We start from the raw sequence: 13438 nt of genomic DNA on the forward strand, positions 1-13438 counted from the left end.
ATCTAGCCAGCTGGTTTTTGCGCGTCAAGTTTGCCTGGCATGCTGCATGGCATGAACAACAAAAAGCCCGTCAACGACGGGCTTTTTGTTTGAGGCGAGACAAGCTGAACGATTAGCTGATCTGACCGTGGCAGTGCTTGAACTTCTTGCCGGAACCGCATGGGCATGGGTCGTTGCGGCCCACACCGGCAAACGGATTGGCACCGCCAACAGCAGCACCTGCGGCGGCTGCGCCAGCCAACGATGCCTTGATCTGCTCCTCGTCACCCGATGCCAGCACAGCAGCCAGATCATCATGATGGAACTGCAGCGCGCCATCCGGTACGGCTTGTGGCTGCACAGCATCGACGTCGGCTTGCGAGCGTACTTGCACATTCATGACGATCTGCACCACGTCGCGCTTGATGCTCGTCAGCAGTTCGCTGAACAACTCAAACGATTCACGCTTGTATTCCTGCTTGGGGTTCTTCTGGGCATAGCCGCGCAGATGGATACCTTGACGCAAGTGATCCAGCGACGACAGATGTTCACGCCAGTGTTGATCCAGATGTTGCAGCAGTACGGCGCGTTCGAACTGGCGGAAGGTGTCTTCGCCAGCGTCAGCCACTTTTTGCACGTAAGCATCACGCGCCAGCGACACAACACGCTCTTTGGCCACTTCGTCCGACATACTGGCGTCTTGCTTGAGCCACTCGCCAACAGGCGCCTGAATGTTGAATTCTGCCAGCGCTTTTTCCAGACCCGGAATGTCCCACTGTTCTTCCATGGCTTGCGCCGGAATGTATTGCTCGAACAGATCGTGGAAGAAACTGTCGCGCATGGCGGCAATGGTTTCTGAAGTATCGGCGCTTTCCAGTAATTCGTTGCGCTGTGTGTAGATGGCTTTGCGCTGCTCGTTGGCGACGTCATCGTATTCCAGCAATTGCTTGCGGATATCGAAGTTGCGGCCTTCTACCTTGCGTTGGGCGGATTCAATAGCGCGGCTGACAATACCGGCTTCGATCGGCTCGCCTTCCGGCATCTTGAGCTTGTCCATCACGAACGCGACACGGTCACCGGCGAAAATACGCAGCAGCGGGTCTTCCAGGCTCAGGTAGAAACGGCTGGAGCCCGGGTCACCCTGGCGACCGGAACGGCCGCGCAGCTGGTTATCAATCCGGCGTGATTCGTGGCGCTCGGTACCAATGATGTGCAGACCGCCGCTGGCCACGACTTGATCGTGCAGCTTTTGCCATGACACTTTCAGGTCGGCAATTTTGCTTTCTTGAGCCGCTGCATCCAGGCTTTCGTCGGCTTCGATATCCTTGATGGTGCGTTCGATACTGCCGCCCAGCACGATATCGGTACCGCGACCGGCCATATTGGTAGCAATGGTCACCTGCGCTGGCGCACCAGCTTGCGTCACGATCTCGGCTTCACGCGCATGTTGCTTGGCGTTCAGCACGTTGTGCGGAATCTTCGCCTGGTTGAGCAGATTGGAGAGGATTTCCGAATGCTCAATCGAGGTCGTACCCACCAGCGAAGGCTGACCGCGCGATACGCAGTCTTTGATGTCTTCGATGATGGCGTTGTATTTTTCGTTGGCGGTTTTGAAAACCTGATCTTGCTTGTCCTGACGCACCATCGGGCGGTTGGTCGGGATGATCACGGTTTCCAGACCGTAGATTTGCTGGAATTCGTAGGCTTCGGTATCGGCCGTACCGGTCATGCCGGACAACTTGCCGTACATGCGGAAGTAGTTTTGCAGTGTGATCGTGGCCAGGGTCTGGTTTTCCTGGTTGATCTCAACGCCTTCTTTGGCTTCCACGGCCTGGTGCAGGCCTTCGGACCAGCGACGGCCAGACATCAAACGGCCGGTGAACTCATCAACGATGATGACTTCGCCATCCATGACCACGTAGTTCTGGTCACGATGGAACAGCGAGTGCGCGCGCAGGGCAGCGTACAGGTGGTGAACCAGGTTGATGTTCTGCGCGGAATACAGGCTGTCGCCTTCTGGCAGCAGCTTCATGCCAGTGAGGATCTGCTCGACTTTTTCGTGACCGGCTTCAGACAGCAGTACGGTATTGGCTTTTTCATCAACCCAGAAATCGCCTTCGCCTTCTTCTTCTGCCTGGCGCACCAATTGCGGAGGCACCTGGTTCATCGCCAGATACATTTCGGTGTTGTCGTCCGCCGGGCCAGAGATGATCAGCGGGGTACGCGCTTCATCGATCAGGATCGAATCCACTTCATCGACGATGGCGTAGTTGAGCGTGCGCTGTACGCGTTCACCCACGGTGAACACCATGTTGTCGCGCAGGTAGTCAAAACCGAATTCGTTGTTGGTGCCGTAGGTGATGTCGCAAGCATAGGCAGCTTGTTTTTCATCATGAGCCATTTGGCCCAGATTCACGCCACAAGACAAACCAAGGAAGTTATACAACTTGCTCATGGTGGCCGCATCGCGCTGGGCCAGGTAATCGTTCACCGTCACCACGTGCACGCCGTTGCCAGACAACGCGTTCAGATACGCAGGCAGCGTAGCGACCAGGGTTTTACCTTCACCGGTACGCATTTCGGAAATCTTGCCCTGATGCAGGGTCAGACCACCAATCAGCTGCACATCAAAGTGACGCATACCCAAGGCGCGCTTGGAGCCTTCGCGACAGACGGCAAAGGCTTCTGGCAGGACATCGTCTAGCGATTCGCCTTTGGCAACCCGCTCGCGAAACTCGGCGGTCTTGCCGCGCAGTTCGTCATCGGACAGCGACTGAAATCTGGATTCCAGCGCGTTGATTTTCAGCACGACTGCGCCGTATTGCTTGAGCAGGCGGTCGTTACGGCTACCGAAGACTTTCTTGAGCAGATTGGAGATCATTTCCTGTTACCAGATTTTTCGCCGCGAGCGGCTTGTCTTGTTGTTCAGGTGCCAAATGTTGCCACCGACCTGTTTGCTAATCAGAACCGCCTACCAGCCTCGCCAGACTTGGCTCCGGGATAATCCGGACCAGCATAGGGATTGCCAGCGATTCTACGAGAACGGCGGGCAGGTTGCCCTGGCCGCCGCTTCAAAACCGTGCGTGAGTATCGCACCGATACATAACGCGTGTGCACAAGATAAGGTCGAATGGCCGGTTTTCCAGCCCTGACCGCAGTAACTAGTGCACTATTTGCACACCACTGGCCGCTTAATCGTGCGGACCCTCGGTGCTTGCCACTGTACCAACATTGTTTTGCGTATTTTGCGCGAGGAACCGTAGCGGATTTTGCGCCACGCCTCGATAGCGGATTTCAAAATGCAGATGAGCGCCCGTTGAACGTCCGGTGCTGCCAATTTCTGAAATCACTTGCCCGGCAGTAACATGATCGCCGACTTTCACCAGCAATTTGCTGGCGTGGGCGTAGCGACTGGTCAAGTTATTACCGTGGTCGATCTCGACCATATTACCATACTGCGGATGGAAGGCCGCAAAGACCACCGTGCCTGCGCCGGCGGCCTTGATCGGGGTGCCGACTGCGCCCACAAAATCCAGACCTTCATGAAAAGCCTGATGCCCGGTAAACGGATCAATGCGCCAGCCAAAGCTGGAGGACTGCAAGCCGGTGGTCAGCGGTGCCAGCGTCGGCAGAATGGTACTTGCAGGGCGCAACAAGACGGTTTGCGCCAGGCTGAACTGGTCATAAGCATTGCTGGCATCGGTTTCGGTAGTGCTCAGCTGCTGCAAAAATTCGCGGGCAGACATGGCGTGATCGCGGGTCTGCACACCACCACGTGGCACCGGGGCGGTGGAGGAGAGCGGTTTGACGTCGATACCCGCTTTGGCGCCGACTTGCTGCGCCAGACCATCCAGACGGATCAACCGCGCTTGCAGTTCGCCCAGGCGTACGGCCATGGCGTCGAGTTCGACCTGGCGCAGCGGCTTTATTAATGGCCACAACTGTTTGGGCGAACTGCCCGACAGCGACATGCCAATGGCCAGGCCCAGCCCGCCGGTCAGCACGGTCAGTCCGATAAATAGCGCAACGATCTTACCGATACCCAGATGTAATGCACTGGAGTAGCGGTTTGAAATAAGAATAATATTCAAGGGGACTGCTCCCTGAATGACCTTGCAAACATCGCAACATCGAGAAATATGAAAAAAAGCTCCACCACCGGTTTTATCGGTCGTAACCGGGCGCTCAGGCAAGTTGCCGATCGTGTGGGCGAATACAACCGGATTCTCAAAGCGCTGCAGTCAGCACTGCCGCCAGAGGTCGCTCGTGCCTGTCTGGGCGCGGCGTGGTCTGGCGAGGCTTTGATTGTGGGTGTGAACAGCGCGGCAGCGGCCACCCGTATCCGGTATGCCGCGCCAGATTTGCTGGAAGCTCTCGCGCGGGCTGGGTGGGAAGCTACCGCAATCCTGCCGCGGGTGCAAGGCTCGTTCAGAGAACAAAAACCCATACGCGCCAAAGACTTGAAGATGGGCGGCGCTGCGCGCGATGCTTTTACCGAGTTGGCCGACACTGTAGAGGATCAGCAGCTGGCTGCTGCGATTCGCAACTTGCTAAATAATCAGTCCCGCAAGCTATAACTCGTTTTTAGTGTGTTAACTAGTGTGTTAACTGATTAGCCTGGCGCAAATTGCGGACAAAAAAAGGGGCACCAGAAGGTGCCCGCTAATCAGGGAGGAGATGAGCAAAAATGCGCGAATTGCTCGCACACGCCAGATATGACGTGGGGTTGTTTATCTAGTTCCCAAGCTAATTGGTAAAAATTCACTTTTTTATATGAACGGTCATTTTGCAGGGGCCGAAGGCCGCCTCTTGGCCGAACCGGGCTAACCCCGATTTCTATCCTGCACCCCGCGCCGTTGCTCACGTTCCCTGGTACAACGCTCGCAGATTTGCCAGCGTGCTGAAAGTTTTGCCCACACCGCCGCTGCCCACTTCTATAATCCCCGCCAACTACAACAAACATTACTCAACCGCGGGAATCATATCGATGCTGGATACCGTTTTGCTGTTCAAGTCCTTGGTCATGGGCGTGGTCGAAGGGATTACCGAGTTTCTGCCGATTTCCAGTACCGGCCATTTGATCATTGCTGGCAATTTGCTGGACTTTCTGCCCGACCAAAAAGAAAAGCGTGATGTTTACGAGATATTTATCCAGCTCGGCGCAATTCTGGCCGTGGTCTGGGAATACCGCGCCAAAATCGGTCAGACCTTGAGCGGCGCCCGCCGGGCGGGTAGCGAACGCAATCTGCTGTGGGGCGTCATCATCGCCTTCATTCCGGCCGCTGTGTTGGGCAAGCTATTCAATGACACCATCAAGGCGTATCTGTTCAAGCCGGTGCCCGTGGCGCTGGCTTTCATCATTGGTGGTTTGCTGATTTTATGGGCAGAAAAGCGCCAGCATCGTGTACGCGTCGAGACCGTCGATGGCATCTCGCTGATGGATGCACTCAAGATCGGTTGTGCCCAGTGTCTGGCGCTGATTCCGGGCACCAGTCGCTCTGGCGCAACCATTATTGGTGGCCTGTTTTTTGGCTTGTCGCGCAAGGCGGCAACCGAGTTCTCGTTCTTTCTGGGCATTCCCACGCTGACTGCGGCTTCTCTTTATAGTCTGTGGAAGCTGCGTCACGTGCTGGACGCGGGCGATGCGGGGATTTTCGCAGTCGGTTTCATTGCCGCGGCCATCAGCGCATTCATTGCGGTACGGGCTTTGCTGCGCTTTATTGCCAATCACACCTTTATCGCTTTTGCCTGGTATCGCATCGCTTTTGGTTTGATTGTGCTGCTCACGGCCTGGACCGGCCTGGTGCAATGGTCGGTTTGACCGAGCAATCCTGATGACGCCGGTGGGTCTGGCACATTGCAACGCAACTGTAGCCCACCAGCGTCATGACATCCGGCTAAAATGGGAGGATCAATCCAGTTGATCCAACAAGGCGAATCCCATGGCCAGAACCCTTTCCACCATGCTGCCTTTGGGCACCCCGCTGCCAGAGTTCACACTGCCTGATGGCAATGGTGTGGCGTATACCCTTGGTGACCAGGGCGGTAATTGCGGCTTGCTGGTGGCGTTCATCTGCAATCATTGCCCTTATGTAAAACACATCAACCCGGTGCTGGCGCCGCTGGGCGCCCAACTGGCCGAACTGGGCGTGGGGATGCTGGGTATTTCCAGCAATGATGCCGATACCTACCCGGCCGATGGCCCGATCCAAATGGCCCAGACTGCCGCAGAACTGGGTTACACCTTTCCCTATCTGTACGATGAAACGCAAAGCGCCGCCAAAGCCTTTGGTGCCGCGTGTACGCCTGACTTCTTCTTGTTTGATGCGCACCTGAAACTGGTTTATCGCGGGCAGTTTGATAGCAGCCGCCCCAATCAGGGCGAGCCAAGCGGTCAGGATATCCTGCGTGCGGTCGATGCATTGGTGGCTGGCAAGCCTCCGCTGGCGGAGCAAATTCCTGGCATGGGCTGCAATATCAAATGGAAAGCCGGTAACGAGCCCGACTACTTCGGCAAGGCATGACGCGCTTGGCCACAGAACTGCGCGTTTTCGATCAGATAGAAGATATCCAGCCCGATGCGTGGAATCGGCTTGCCGGCACGCATCCGGCGCTGCAGCACGCTTTTTTGCAGGCACTGGAACAAAGCGGCAGTGTGGATGTGCAAGCGGGCTGGCAGCCTTGTCATCTGACCTTATGGCGCGACGGGCAACTGGTCGGCGCCATGCCGCTTTATCGCAAAAGCCATTCCTGGGGTGAGTATGTATTCGACTGGGCTTGGGCCCGCGCGTACGAACAGCACGGCCTGGATTACTACCCCAAACTGATCAGCGCGGTGCCGTTCAGCCCGCTGCCGGGTGCGCGGTTGCTGGCCGAAAACGATGAAGACCGGCGAGCCTTGATTGAGGCGGCGATTGGCGTCACCCGGGAGCTGGGTGATTCATCGCTGCATATTCTTTTCCCCACGCCGACAGAGGCTCAGTTTGCTGGCGAATGCGGCATGCAGTTGCGCGAGCAAATCCAGTTTCACTGGCAGCGTGATCCAGCGTGGCACAGCTTCGATGATTTTCTGGCGAGCCTGAATCACGACAAGCGCAAAAAAATCAAACAAGAACGCCGCAAAGCCCTGCATGGACCGGATGGCGAAATTGAAGTTCTGCGCAAACACGGCACGGCCATTACCGCGCGGGACTGGGCGTTTTTTGAGCGCTGCTACGCCAATACCTATCTGGAACATAACTCCCAACCGTATCTCAATCTGGCGTTCTTCAAGCAACTTCATGCCGCAATGCCAGACGCCTGCTTGCTGATCATTGCCTCTCGCAACGGCCAACCTCTGGCAGCGGCATTTGATCTGGTCGGGCCGGACGCGCTATATGGGCGCTATTGGGGTGCGCAATGGGATGACGCCGGCTTTGCGCCAGGACTGCATTTTGAACTGTGTTATTACCAGGGCCTGGAGTTTGCGCTGGAACACGGCCTGGATACGTTTGAGGGTGGCGCGCAAGGCGAACATAAAATGGCGCGGGGATTCATGCCGGTCACCACCTGGTCGGCCCACTGGCTGGCCGATCCACGTTTTGCCAATGCGGTGGGGCGATTCCTGGCCAATGAGCGCCAGGCCGTCGATGAATGGGCCGAAGCGCTGGCGGCCCAACATCCGTTCCGGCGAACTTGAGCGCTGTCAGAAAAAGACCGATCGTCAGACTTTTATGCAGTTTTTGGTCATAAACACTGGGTAGACTTACAATCCACACCATTCCATCTGCATAACCGTTTTCTGATTGATGAGGCTGCCATGAAGTTGCAAACCAGAGTCTGGATTATCATTGGGGCTGCTTTGGCCGGTTTGTTACTGGTATCCGCAGTGGGTTTGGTGAGTTTGCGGCATGCCATGATGGCTGACCGCCAAGGTCAGATTAGTACTGCGCTGGAACAAGCGGTGGCGCTGGTCACCTACTACCAGGGTGAAGAGGCTTCCGGCAAGTTGTCGCACGATGAAGCGCAGGCACGCGCCAAGACAGCGTTAGGCCACATGCGCTTCAAGGATATTTATTTCTTTGTGCGCGGCACCGACAACATGATGATCGTGCACCCCAACCCGGCCCGTGTCGGCAAGATCGACAAGGGCACACAGATGCCGGATGGCCGCTACACCTCAGACCTCTACAACGATGCGCTGGCCAAAGACCGCATCGGCCTGATGAATATCCTGACCGCCCGCCCTGGCTCCAAGACCGAACTGCCCAAGCTTAATGGCGTGGTCAAGTTTGAGCCGTGGCAATGGATCATCGGCATTGGCTTCTTTATTGATGATATTGATACCGCTTTCTGGGAACAGGCAGGCGTCATGCTAGGCGTGGTCTGCGTGGTGCTGGCGATTGTGGCCGCGTTGCTGATCAGCATGTCGCGGCGGATTCTGGGGCAGCTTGGCGGTGACCCTGGTTATGCCAGCGAAATTGCCACTGCCATTGCTGCGGGCGATTTGACGCGCAAGATCAAGGTCGACGGGCGCAGCGACAGCCTGCTCGGGGCCATGAGCCGCATGCAGGACGGCCTGCGTGATATGGCGCAGCGCTTTAATGGTGCTGCGAGCAGCCTGGCTGAAGCGGCCACGTCACTTACGCGCCAGATGAACCAGATCAGCGAAGGCAGCCGCGCATCGTCCGAGTTCACCGCCAGTACGGCGGCGGCGGTCGAGCAAATGACAGTCAGCATCAACCACGTGTCCAGCAATGCCGGGGACAGCGCCGGTAGTTCGCAGCAATCAGTCCATCTGGCGACCGAAGGTGAGCAACTGGTGCATGACGCAGCCGATGAAATCCGCCAGATTTCGCAAAAGGTGGGCAGCGCCGCCGGGCAGATTCATGGTCTGGTCGATCGCTCCCGCGAAATTGATGGCATCGCCAAGGTGATCCGCGATATTGCCGATCAGACCAATTTGCTGGCACTGAACGCCGCTATTGAAGCGGCACGGGCAGGTGAGCAAGGTCGTGGTTTTGCTGTGGTAGCCGACGAAGTGCGCAAGCTGGCTGAACGCACGACCACCGCAACCCAGGATATCACCCGCACCATTGAAACGGTGCAGCGTGATACCGAACAAGCCGTCGGCGGCATGAATCAGGTGAGCGCGCAGGTGGAAACCGGCGTTGCGCTGGCTGAACGCGCGGCGACATCGTTGCGCGAGATCAGCCTGAGTGCGGCGGGCACCCTCGATAAAATCCGCGAAGTGGCAGGCGCAACCAAAGAGCAGAGCGAGGCCAGCAACAGCATCGCCGGGCATATCGAGCGCATCGCCAATATGGTGGAAGAGTCGGATGCATCGGTCAGCAACGCGCGCGATTCGGTGCAGCGGCTGGAAGGCCTGGCGCTGGAACTGCGTACCACGGCGGGTCGCTTCCGGCTGTAATGCAAAGTGGTGAGGCGCTCCGGCGCGGAGGTCTCACCAAAGTTTATTGCACGTTAGCGGCGGGTTTGCTGGCCGCTGCGGCGTGCTTCAGACGCACACCCAGATCATGCGCACGGATCGCCGCAGCCGGGTCGCCCTGCAGCGCCGCTGCGTGATACCAGCGCCACGCTTCGACCAGATCCTGCGGTTGGCCATCACCCTTTTCATACATGGTCGCCACGATATATTGCGCGCCCACGTCGCCACCTTCCGCGGCTTTTTCATACCAGCGCGCGGCTTGCACCATATCTTTAGGCGCGCCTCGTCCCAGGAAGTATTGTGTGGCGACGCTGGTCTGGGCAGCGGTGTGGCCTTGTCGGGCTGCCAGCAAAAACCATTGCGTGGCATCGGGTTGTGAGCGCGGCAAATGATCGCCATTCTCGTACAGCAACCCAAGTGCGTATTGGGCCTGTGCCAGATGATGCTCCGCTGCCTTGCGCAGCCACAGCAGGCCGTTGTCTTTGTCCACCGCCGTGCCTTCGCCCCGCCATAGCATCATCGCGTAATTGTACTCGGCCAGCGGCTTGCCCTTTTGCGCGGCCTGGCGATAGGCCGGTAACGCTTTGGCATAGTCACCGCGCTCATAGGCCAGCCATGCCGGGTCGGCAGCCAGAGTCGGGGCGCTCAATATCAACAGACATAAAGCGGATAGCGGGAGCAGGATTTTTTTCATGGAGTCATCCAGTAGCCGGGATTCAACTATCTGTTTAGTCGCGCACGGGTGCTTGCGCTGACGTCGCGGCGCCTTCAAGCCACCCTATATATGGCATATGGCGCGGTGACTGTGCCGGTTACGACAACGGCTGCGGCAAGGCGAATGGTGGCCAGCGTCTCGGGCGCTTCCGTTCGTCGGCTCAACTGAGAGTGACGCCACTCCGGGCAGCCTGCAAGTAAGGCGTGGCGTTGTATTTTGCTTACGGTTATGCGTTCTGCATACGCTTGAACCGCAACATGCTACGCAAACCTTACAGCCTTCATCTACACTCAAACCAGCCCTGGACTGAGCCGGAAAACGGTGACCGGGCTGCCAGACCCATTTCGAAAAACAAGTGCCAATGACGCCGTTCCAGGTCAGCCAGCGGCCCATTGGCAGATGCAGGTTAATTACCGCTTCAGGGACGGACCTTTCATGCGTTCACTGCGTGCCAGACTGATTCTGTTTATGGTGATCCTGACCGTGGTCACCACTTCCATCCTTGCCGGGGCCGCGTATTACAAAATGCGCACCGAGATCGTGGCGGGTTTGAACAACGAGATACGTGGGGTGGGCACCGGTTACAACGTGGTGCTGCGCAACTGGATTCAGGACAAACAACGTGTCATCGGCGGCGTGGCTGAGATGATCGGCGCGGCGACTGGCGATGAGTCAGCCATCCTGACGCAGGCTGAAAAGAGTTCCACGTTTGATTCGGTCTATTTCGGCACCACCGACAAGAAGATGGTGCAAGGTCACAACCTGGATCTTCCGGCCGGATACGACCCCACCAGCCGACCCTGGTATAAACAGGCGGTGGGCGACGACAAGCTGATTCTCACGGCGCCATATATCGATGCCTCGACCAAGCAACTGACGCTGTCTTTTGCCGCGCCGGTCAAAGACGCGGGCAAGCAACTCAAAGGCGTGGTGGCGGGGGATGTTTATCTGTCGGCGCTGGTCAAAGACGTGCTGAATATCAAGCTGACCGGCGACGGTTATGCGTTTCTGGTGGGTAAAGACGGCAAAATCCTGGCGCACAGCGACGCCGGGATGGTGCTCAAATCGGTATCGGACCTGAGCAAGGATTTGCCAGGCGATCAACTCGCCAGCATTGCCGACGGCAATCTGCATGAAGCCAATATTGGTGGCGCCAAAAAGTTCTTTTATCTGCAGCCGATTGAGCAATCGGACCTGTTCCTGGCGCTGGTGATCGATAAATCGGCCGCGCTGGCGCCGTTGAACCAGATGCTGGAGCTATGCATTGCCGCTCTGGTGATTGTGCTGGCGGTGGTGTTGCCGATTGCCAGCTTGCTAATCCGCAACATGCTGTCGGGTTTGATCCGCGTGCGTCAGGCCATGCAGGAAATAGCCCAAGGCGGCGGTGATCTGACGCGCAAGATTGATATCCCCGGCGATGATGAAATTGCGCAGACCGCGCAGGCATTCAACCGCTTTACCGACCAGTTGCGCGACATGTTCCGCGATATTCAGCAGCAAAGTGACAGCCTCACCACCGGCGTGGAAGGGATCAACAGCGTGCTGCGTGAGCTGGCGGCGGATTCCGAAAAACTGTCTGATCTGGCGGCCACTAACGCGGCCACGATTGAGGAAATCACCGTCAGCATTTCGCACATTGCCGACAATGCCACGGATGCTGATCAATTGGTCAAGAGTACCGGCGCACTGTCGGGAGAGTCCGCCTCCACCGTGCATGAAGTCGCTGCAGAGGTGGGCAAATCGGCGTCGGAAGTGGAATCTCTGGCCAGTTTGCTGGACCACCTGAACCAGCGTGCGCAGGAAATCAGCGGCATTATCCGGGTCATCAAAGAGATTGCCGATCAAACCAATTTGTTGGCGCTGAACGCCGCCATTGAAGCCGCGCGGGCGGGCGAGCAGGGCCGTGGATTTGCCGTGGTGGCCGATGAGGTACGCAAACTGGCCGAGCGCACCAGTGCCGCGACGCTGGAAATTACCGGCATGATTGAGGCGATCCGCACGGAAACCGACGGCGCCGTGGGCAGCATGCAACAGACCCACAATGTGGTGAAACGGGGCGTGCAACTATCCAACCATGCCGCCAGCAAGATCGGCTTGATCCGCGAGAACATGGATGGTGTGATGCAGAAAATGGGCGAGATTGCGCTATCGACCAAAGAGCAGCAGCAAGCCACCACGGCCATGGCGCAAAGTGCGGAGGACATCACCAGTCGCATGCTGCAAACCGATGCCTCGCTGCAACGCGCGACAGATAGCGTCAAACATCTGAACGAACTGGCGACCTTCTTGCGCCAGCTGTTCAGCAAGTTCCACATTTAGCCGGGGGCAGACTCAACGGTGAGTTGATTGATATCCACGGTTTCCAGCACGGGCCGTGGATAACCCCGCTGTGCCAGTGTGAGCATGACCCGGCCCATTTGTTCCGTGGTGGTGATGTATTGCGGCCAGACCCGGCGCAGGGTGGTCAGCAGCGGCCCAACCACCACATAGATGGCCCGATACCAGCCGGTTTTCGACTTTACCCCGTGAAGTGGCTGAATCGCCCCGGGGCGCAGCATATAAGCGGCCTGGAATGGCAATTTCAATAACGCGTTTTCGGTTGCCCCTTTAACCCGTGCCCACATTGCACGCCCATGCTCGCTGCTGTCTGTTCCGGCACCGGAAACATAGATAAACGTGAGCGCCGGGTTCTGGCGCACCAGCAACTGCGCGAGGGCAAGCGTGAGGTCATAAGTGATGCGGCGATAAGGCGCCTCGGCCATCCCGGCGGACGACACACCCAGGCAAAAGAAGCAGGCATCAAAACCGCTGAGCTGCTCGGCAAAGGCGGACAGATCGTATAAATCTGCCGCTACCAGTTCGCGCAGTTTGGGGTGCGTCTGCCCGGTGGCGTTGCGACCCACGCACAGCACACTGTCTACGGCCGGGTCCCGCAGGCATTCTCGCAATACACCCTGGCCGACCATGCCGGTGGCGCCCAATAGAATCACTTTCATTGTTTTGCTCGCTGCTAAATGGCGCGGCCAGTGAATGGCGCACGCGGATTGCTGATCACCAACTCGCCGTGGGTACGAGCCGAACACATTGCAAACCTGGCCCATCACGCTATGAGTTCCAGGCATGTTTGTATGTCGGGTGTTATTTATGATTGAGTAAGCGCTCAATAATAAATATTGTGATGACCTTGTCAAATTGCAAGCCTGCATCCGCAAGGCAAGTCTCGGCGCATTGACTAAAGTGGGTGAGCGCCTGCCATTACGTGAGGCTTGCCAAAGCCCGGATGACATGCAAAAGGCGGATGTCCGCTATATGGCATG

Annotated in this window: 10 protein-coding genes; 6 read left to right on the forward strand and 4 right to left on the reverse strand. The window is 57.4% G+C overall.

Annotated features, from left to right (window positions below; all coding sequences use genetic code 11):
* Window positions 1–112: 112 nt before the first annotated feature.
* Together secA and N7220_RS11225 are read right to left on the reverse strand one after the other, a co-directional pair.
* A complete protein-coding gene (gene secA, locus N7220_RS11220; protein ID WP_283147610.1) occupies window positions 113–2860 on the reverse strand; it encodes a preprotein translocase subunit SecA in 2748 nt (915 codons plus the stop codon).
* A gap of 310 nt (window positions 2861–3170) precedes the next feature.
* Entirely contained in the window at window positions 3171–4070 is a 900-nt protein-coding gene (locus tag N7220_RS11225) for a M23 family metallopeptidase (RefSeq protein WP_283147611.1), read from the reverse strand.
* Between the two features lie 48 nt (window positions 4071–4118).
* Here N7220_RS11225 and N7220_RS11230 point away from each other — a divergent pair, with 48 nt between their 5' ends.
* The 5 genes from N7220_RS11230 to N7220_RS11250 all read left to right on the forward strand — a co-directional run bounded on the left by N7220_RS11230 (window position 4119) and on the right by N7220_RS11250 (window position 9388).
* Entirely contained in the window at window positions 4119–4556 is a 438-nt protein-coding gene (locus tag N7220_RS11230) for a DciA family protein (RefSeq protein ID WP_283147612.1), read from the forward strand.
* 413 nt (window positions 4557–4969) lie between these two features.
* Complete coding sequence (locus N7220_RS11235) at window positions 4970–5800, forward strand: undecaprenyl-diphosphate phosphatase (RefSeq protein ID WP_283151432.1); 831 nt, start codon at window positions 4970–4972, stop codon at window positions 5798–5800.
* A 121-nt stretch (window positions 5801–5921) separates the two neighbouring features.
* On the forward strand, window positions 5922–6503 hold the full coding sequence (locus tag N7220_RS11240) for a thioredoxin family protein (RefSeq protein ID WP_283147613.1): 582 nt from the start codon (window positions 5922–5924) through the stop codon (window positions 6501–6503).
* A gap of 5 nt (window positions 6504–6508) precedes the next feature.
* On the forward strand, window positions 6509–7657 hold the full coding sequence (locus N7220_RS11245) for a GNAT family N-acetyltransferase (protein ID WP_283147614.1): 1149 nt from the start codon (window positions 6509–6511) through the stop codon (window positions 7655–7657).
* Window positions 7658–7777: 120 nt separating this feature from the next.
* Window positions 7778–9388 carry a methyl-accepting chemotaxis protein gene (locus tag N7220_RS11250; RefSeq protein ID WP_283147615.1) on the forward strand — a complete coding sequence of 537 codons (1611 nt, stop codon included), beginning with the start codon at window positions 7778–7780 and terminating at the stop codon, window positions 9386–9388.
* Between the two features lie 43 nt (window positions 9389–9431).
* Here the strand turns inward: N7220_RS11250 and N7220_RS11255 are convergent, their stop codons facing one another.
* Window positions 9432–10100: a tetratricopeptide repeat protein gene (locus tag N7220_RS11255; protein ID WP_283147616.1), complete on the reverse strand. Its 669-nt coding sequence runs from the start codon at window positions 10098–10100 to the stop codon at window positions 9432–9434.
* A 456-nt stretch (window positions 10101–10556) separates the two neighbouring features.
* Here N7220_RS11255 and N7220_RS11260 point away from each other — a divergent pair, with 456 nt between their 5' ends.
* Complete coding sequence (locus N7220_RS11260) at window positions 10557–12440, forward strand: methyl-accepting chemotaxis protein (protein WP_283147617.1); 1884 nt, start codon at window positions 10557–10559, stop codon at window positions 12438–12440.
* On the opposite strand, the gene N7220_RS11265 is transcribed toward N7220_RS11260, so the two are convergent.
* Entirely contained in the window at window positions 12437–13117 is a 681-nt protein-coding gene (locus N7220_RS11265; protein ID WP_283147618.1) for an NAD(P)H-binding protein, read from the reverse strand. The two genes, N7220_RS11260 and N7220_RS11265, sit on opposite strands and share 4 nt — an antisense overlap.
* Window positions 13118–13438: the final 321 nt, after the last annotated feature.

It is taken from the genome of Silvimonas soli (assembly GCF_030035605.1).
Taxonomy (GTDB): Bacteria; Pseudomonadota; Gammaproteobacteria; order Burkholderiales; family Chitinibacteraceae; genus Silvimonas; species Silvimonas soli.

Excerpts from the sequence above, each read along its gene's own strand:
- secA (WP_283147610.1), bottom strand. The coding sequence starts at position 2,860 with ATGATCTCCAATCTGCTCAAGAAAGTCTTCGGTAGCCGTAACGACCGC.
- N7220_RS11230 (WP_283147612.1), top strand. The coding sequence starts at position 4,119 with ATGAAAAAAAGCTCCACCACCGGTTTTATCGGTCGTAACCGGGCGCTC.
- N7220_RS11240 (WP_283147613.1), top strand. The coding sequence starts at position 5,922 with ATGGCCAGAACCCTTTCCACCATGCTGCCTTTGGGCACCCCGCTGCCA.
- N7220_RS11250 (WP_283147615.1), top strand. The coding sequence starts at position 7,778 with ATGAAGTTGCAAACCAGAGTCTGGATTATCATTGGGGCTGCTTTGGCC.
- N7220_RS11255 (WP_283147616.1), bottom strand. The coding sequence starts at position 10,100 with ATGAAAAAAATCCTGCTCCCGCTATCCGCTTTATGTCTGTTGATATTG.
- N7220_RS11260 (WP_283147617.1), top strand. The coding sequence starts at position 10,557 with ATGCGTTCACTGCGTGCCAGACTGATTCTGTTTATGGTGATCCTGACC.
- N7220_RS11265 (WP_283147618.1), bottom strand. The coding sequence starts at position 13,117 with ATGAAAGTGATTCTATTGGGCGCCACCGGCATGGTCGGCCAGGGTGTA.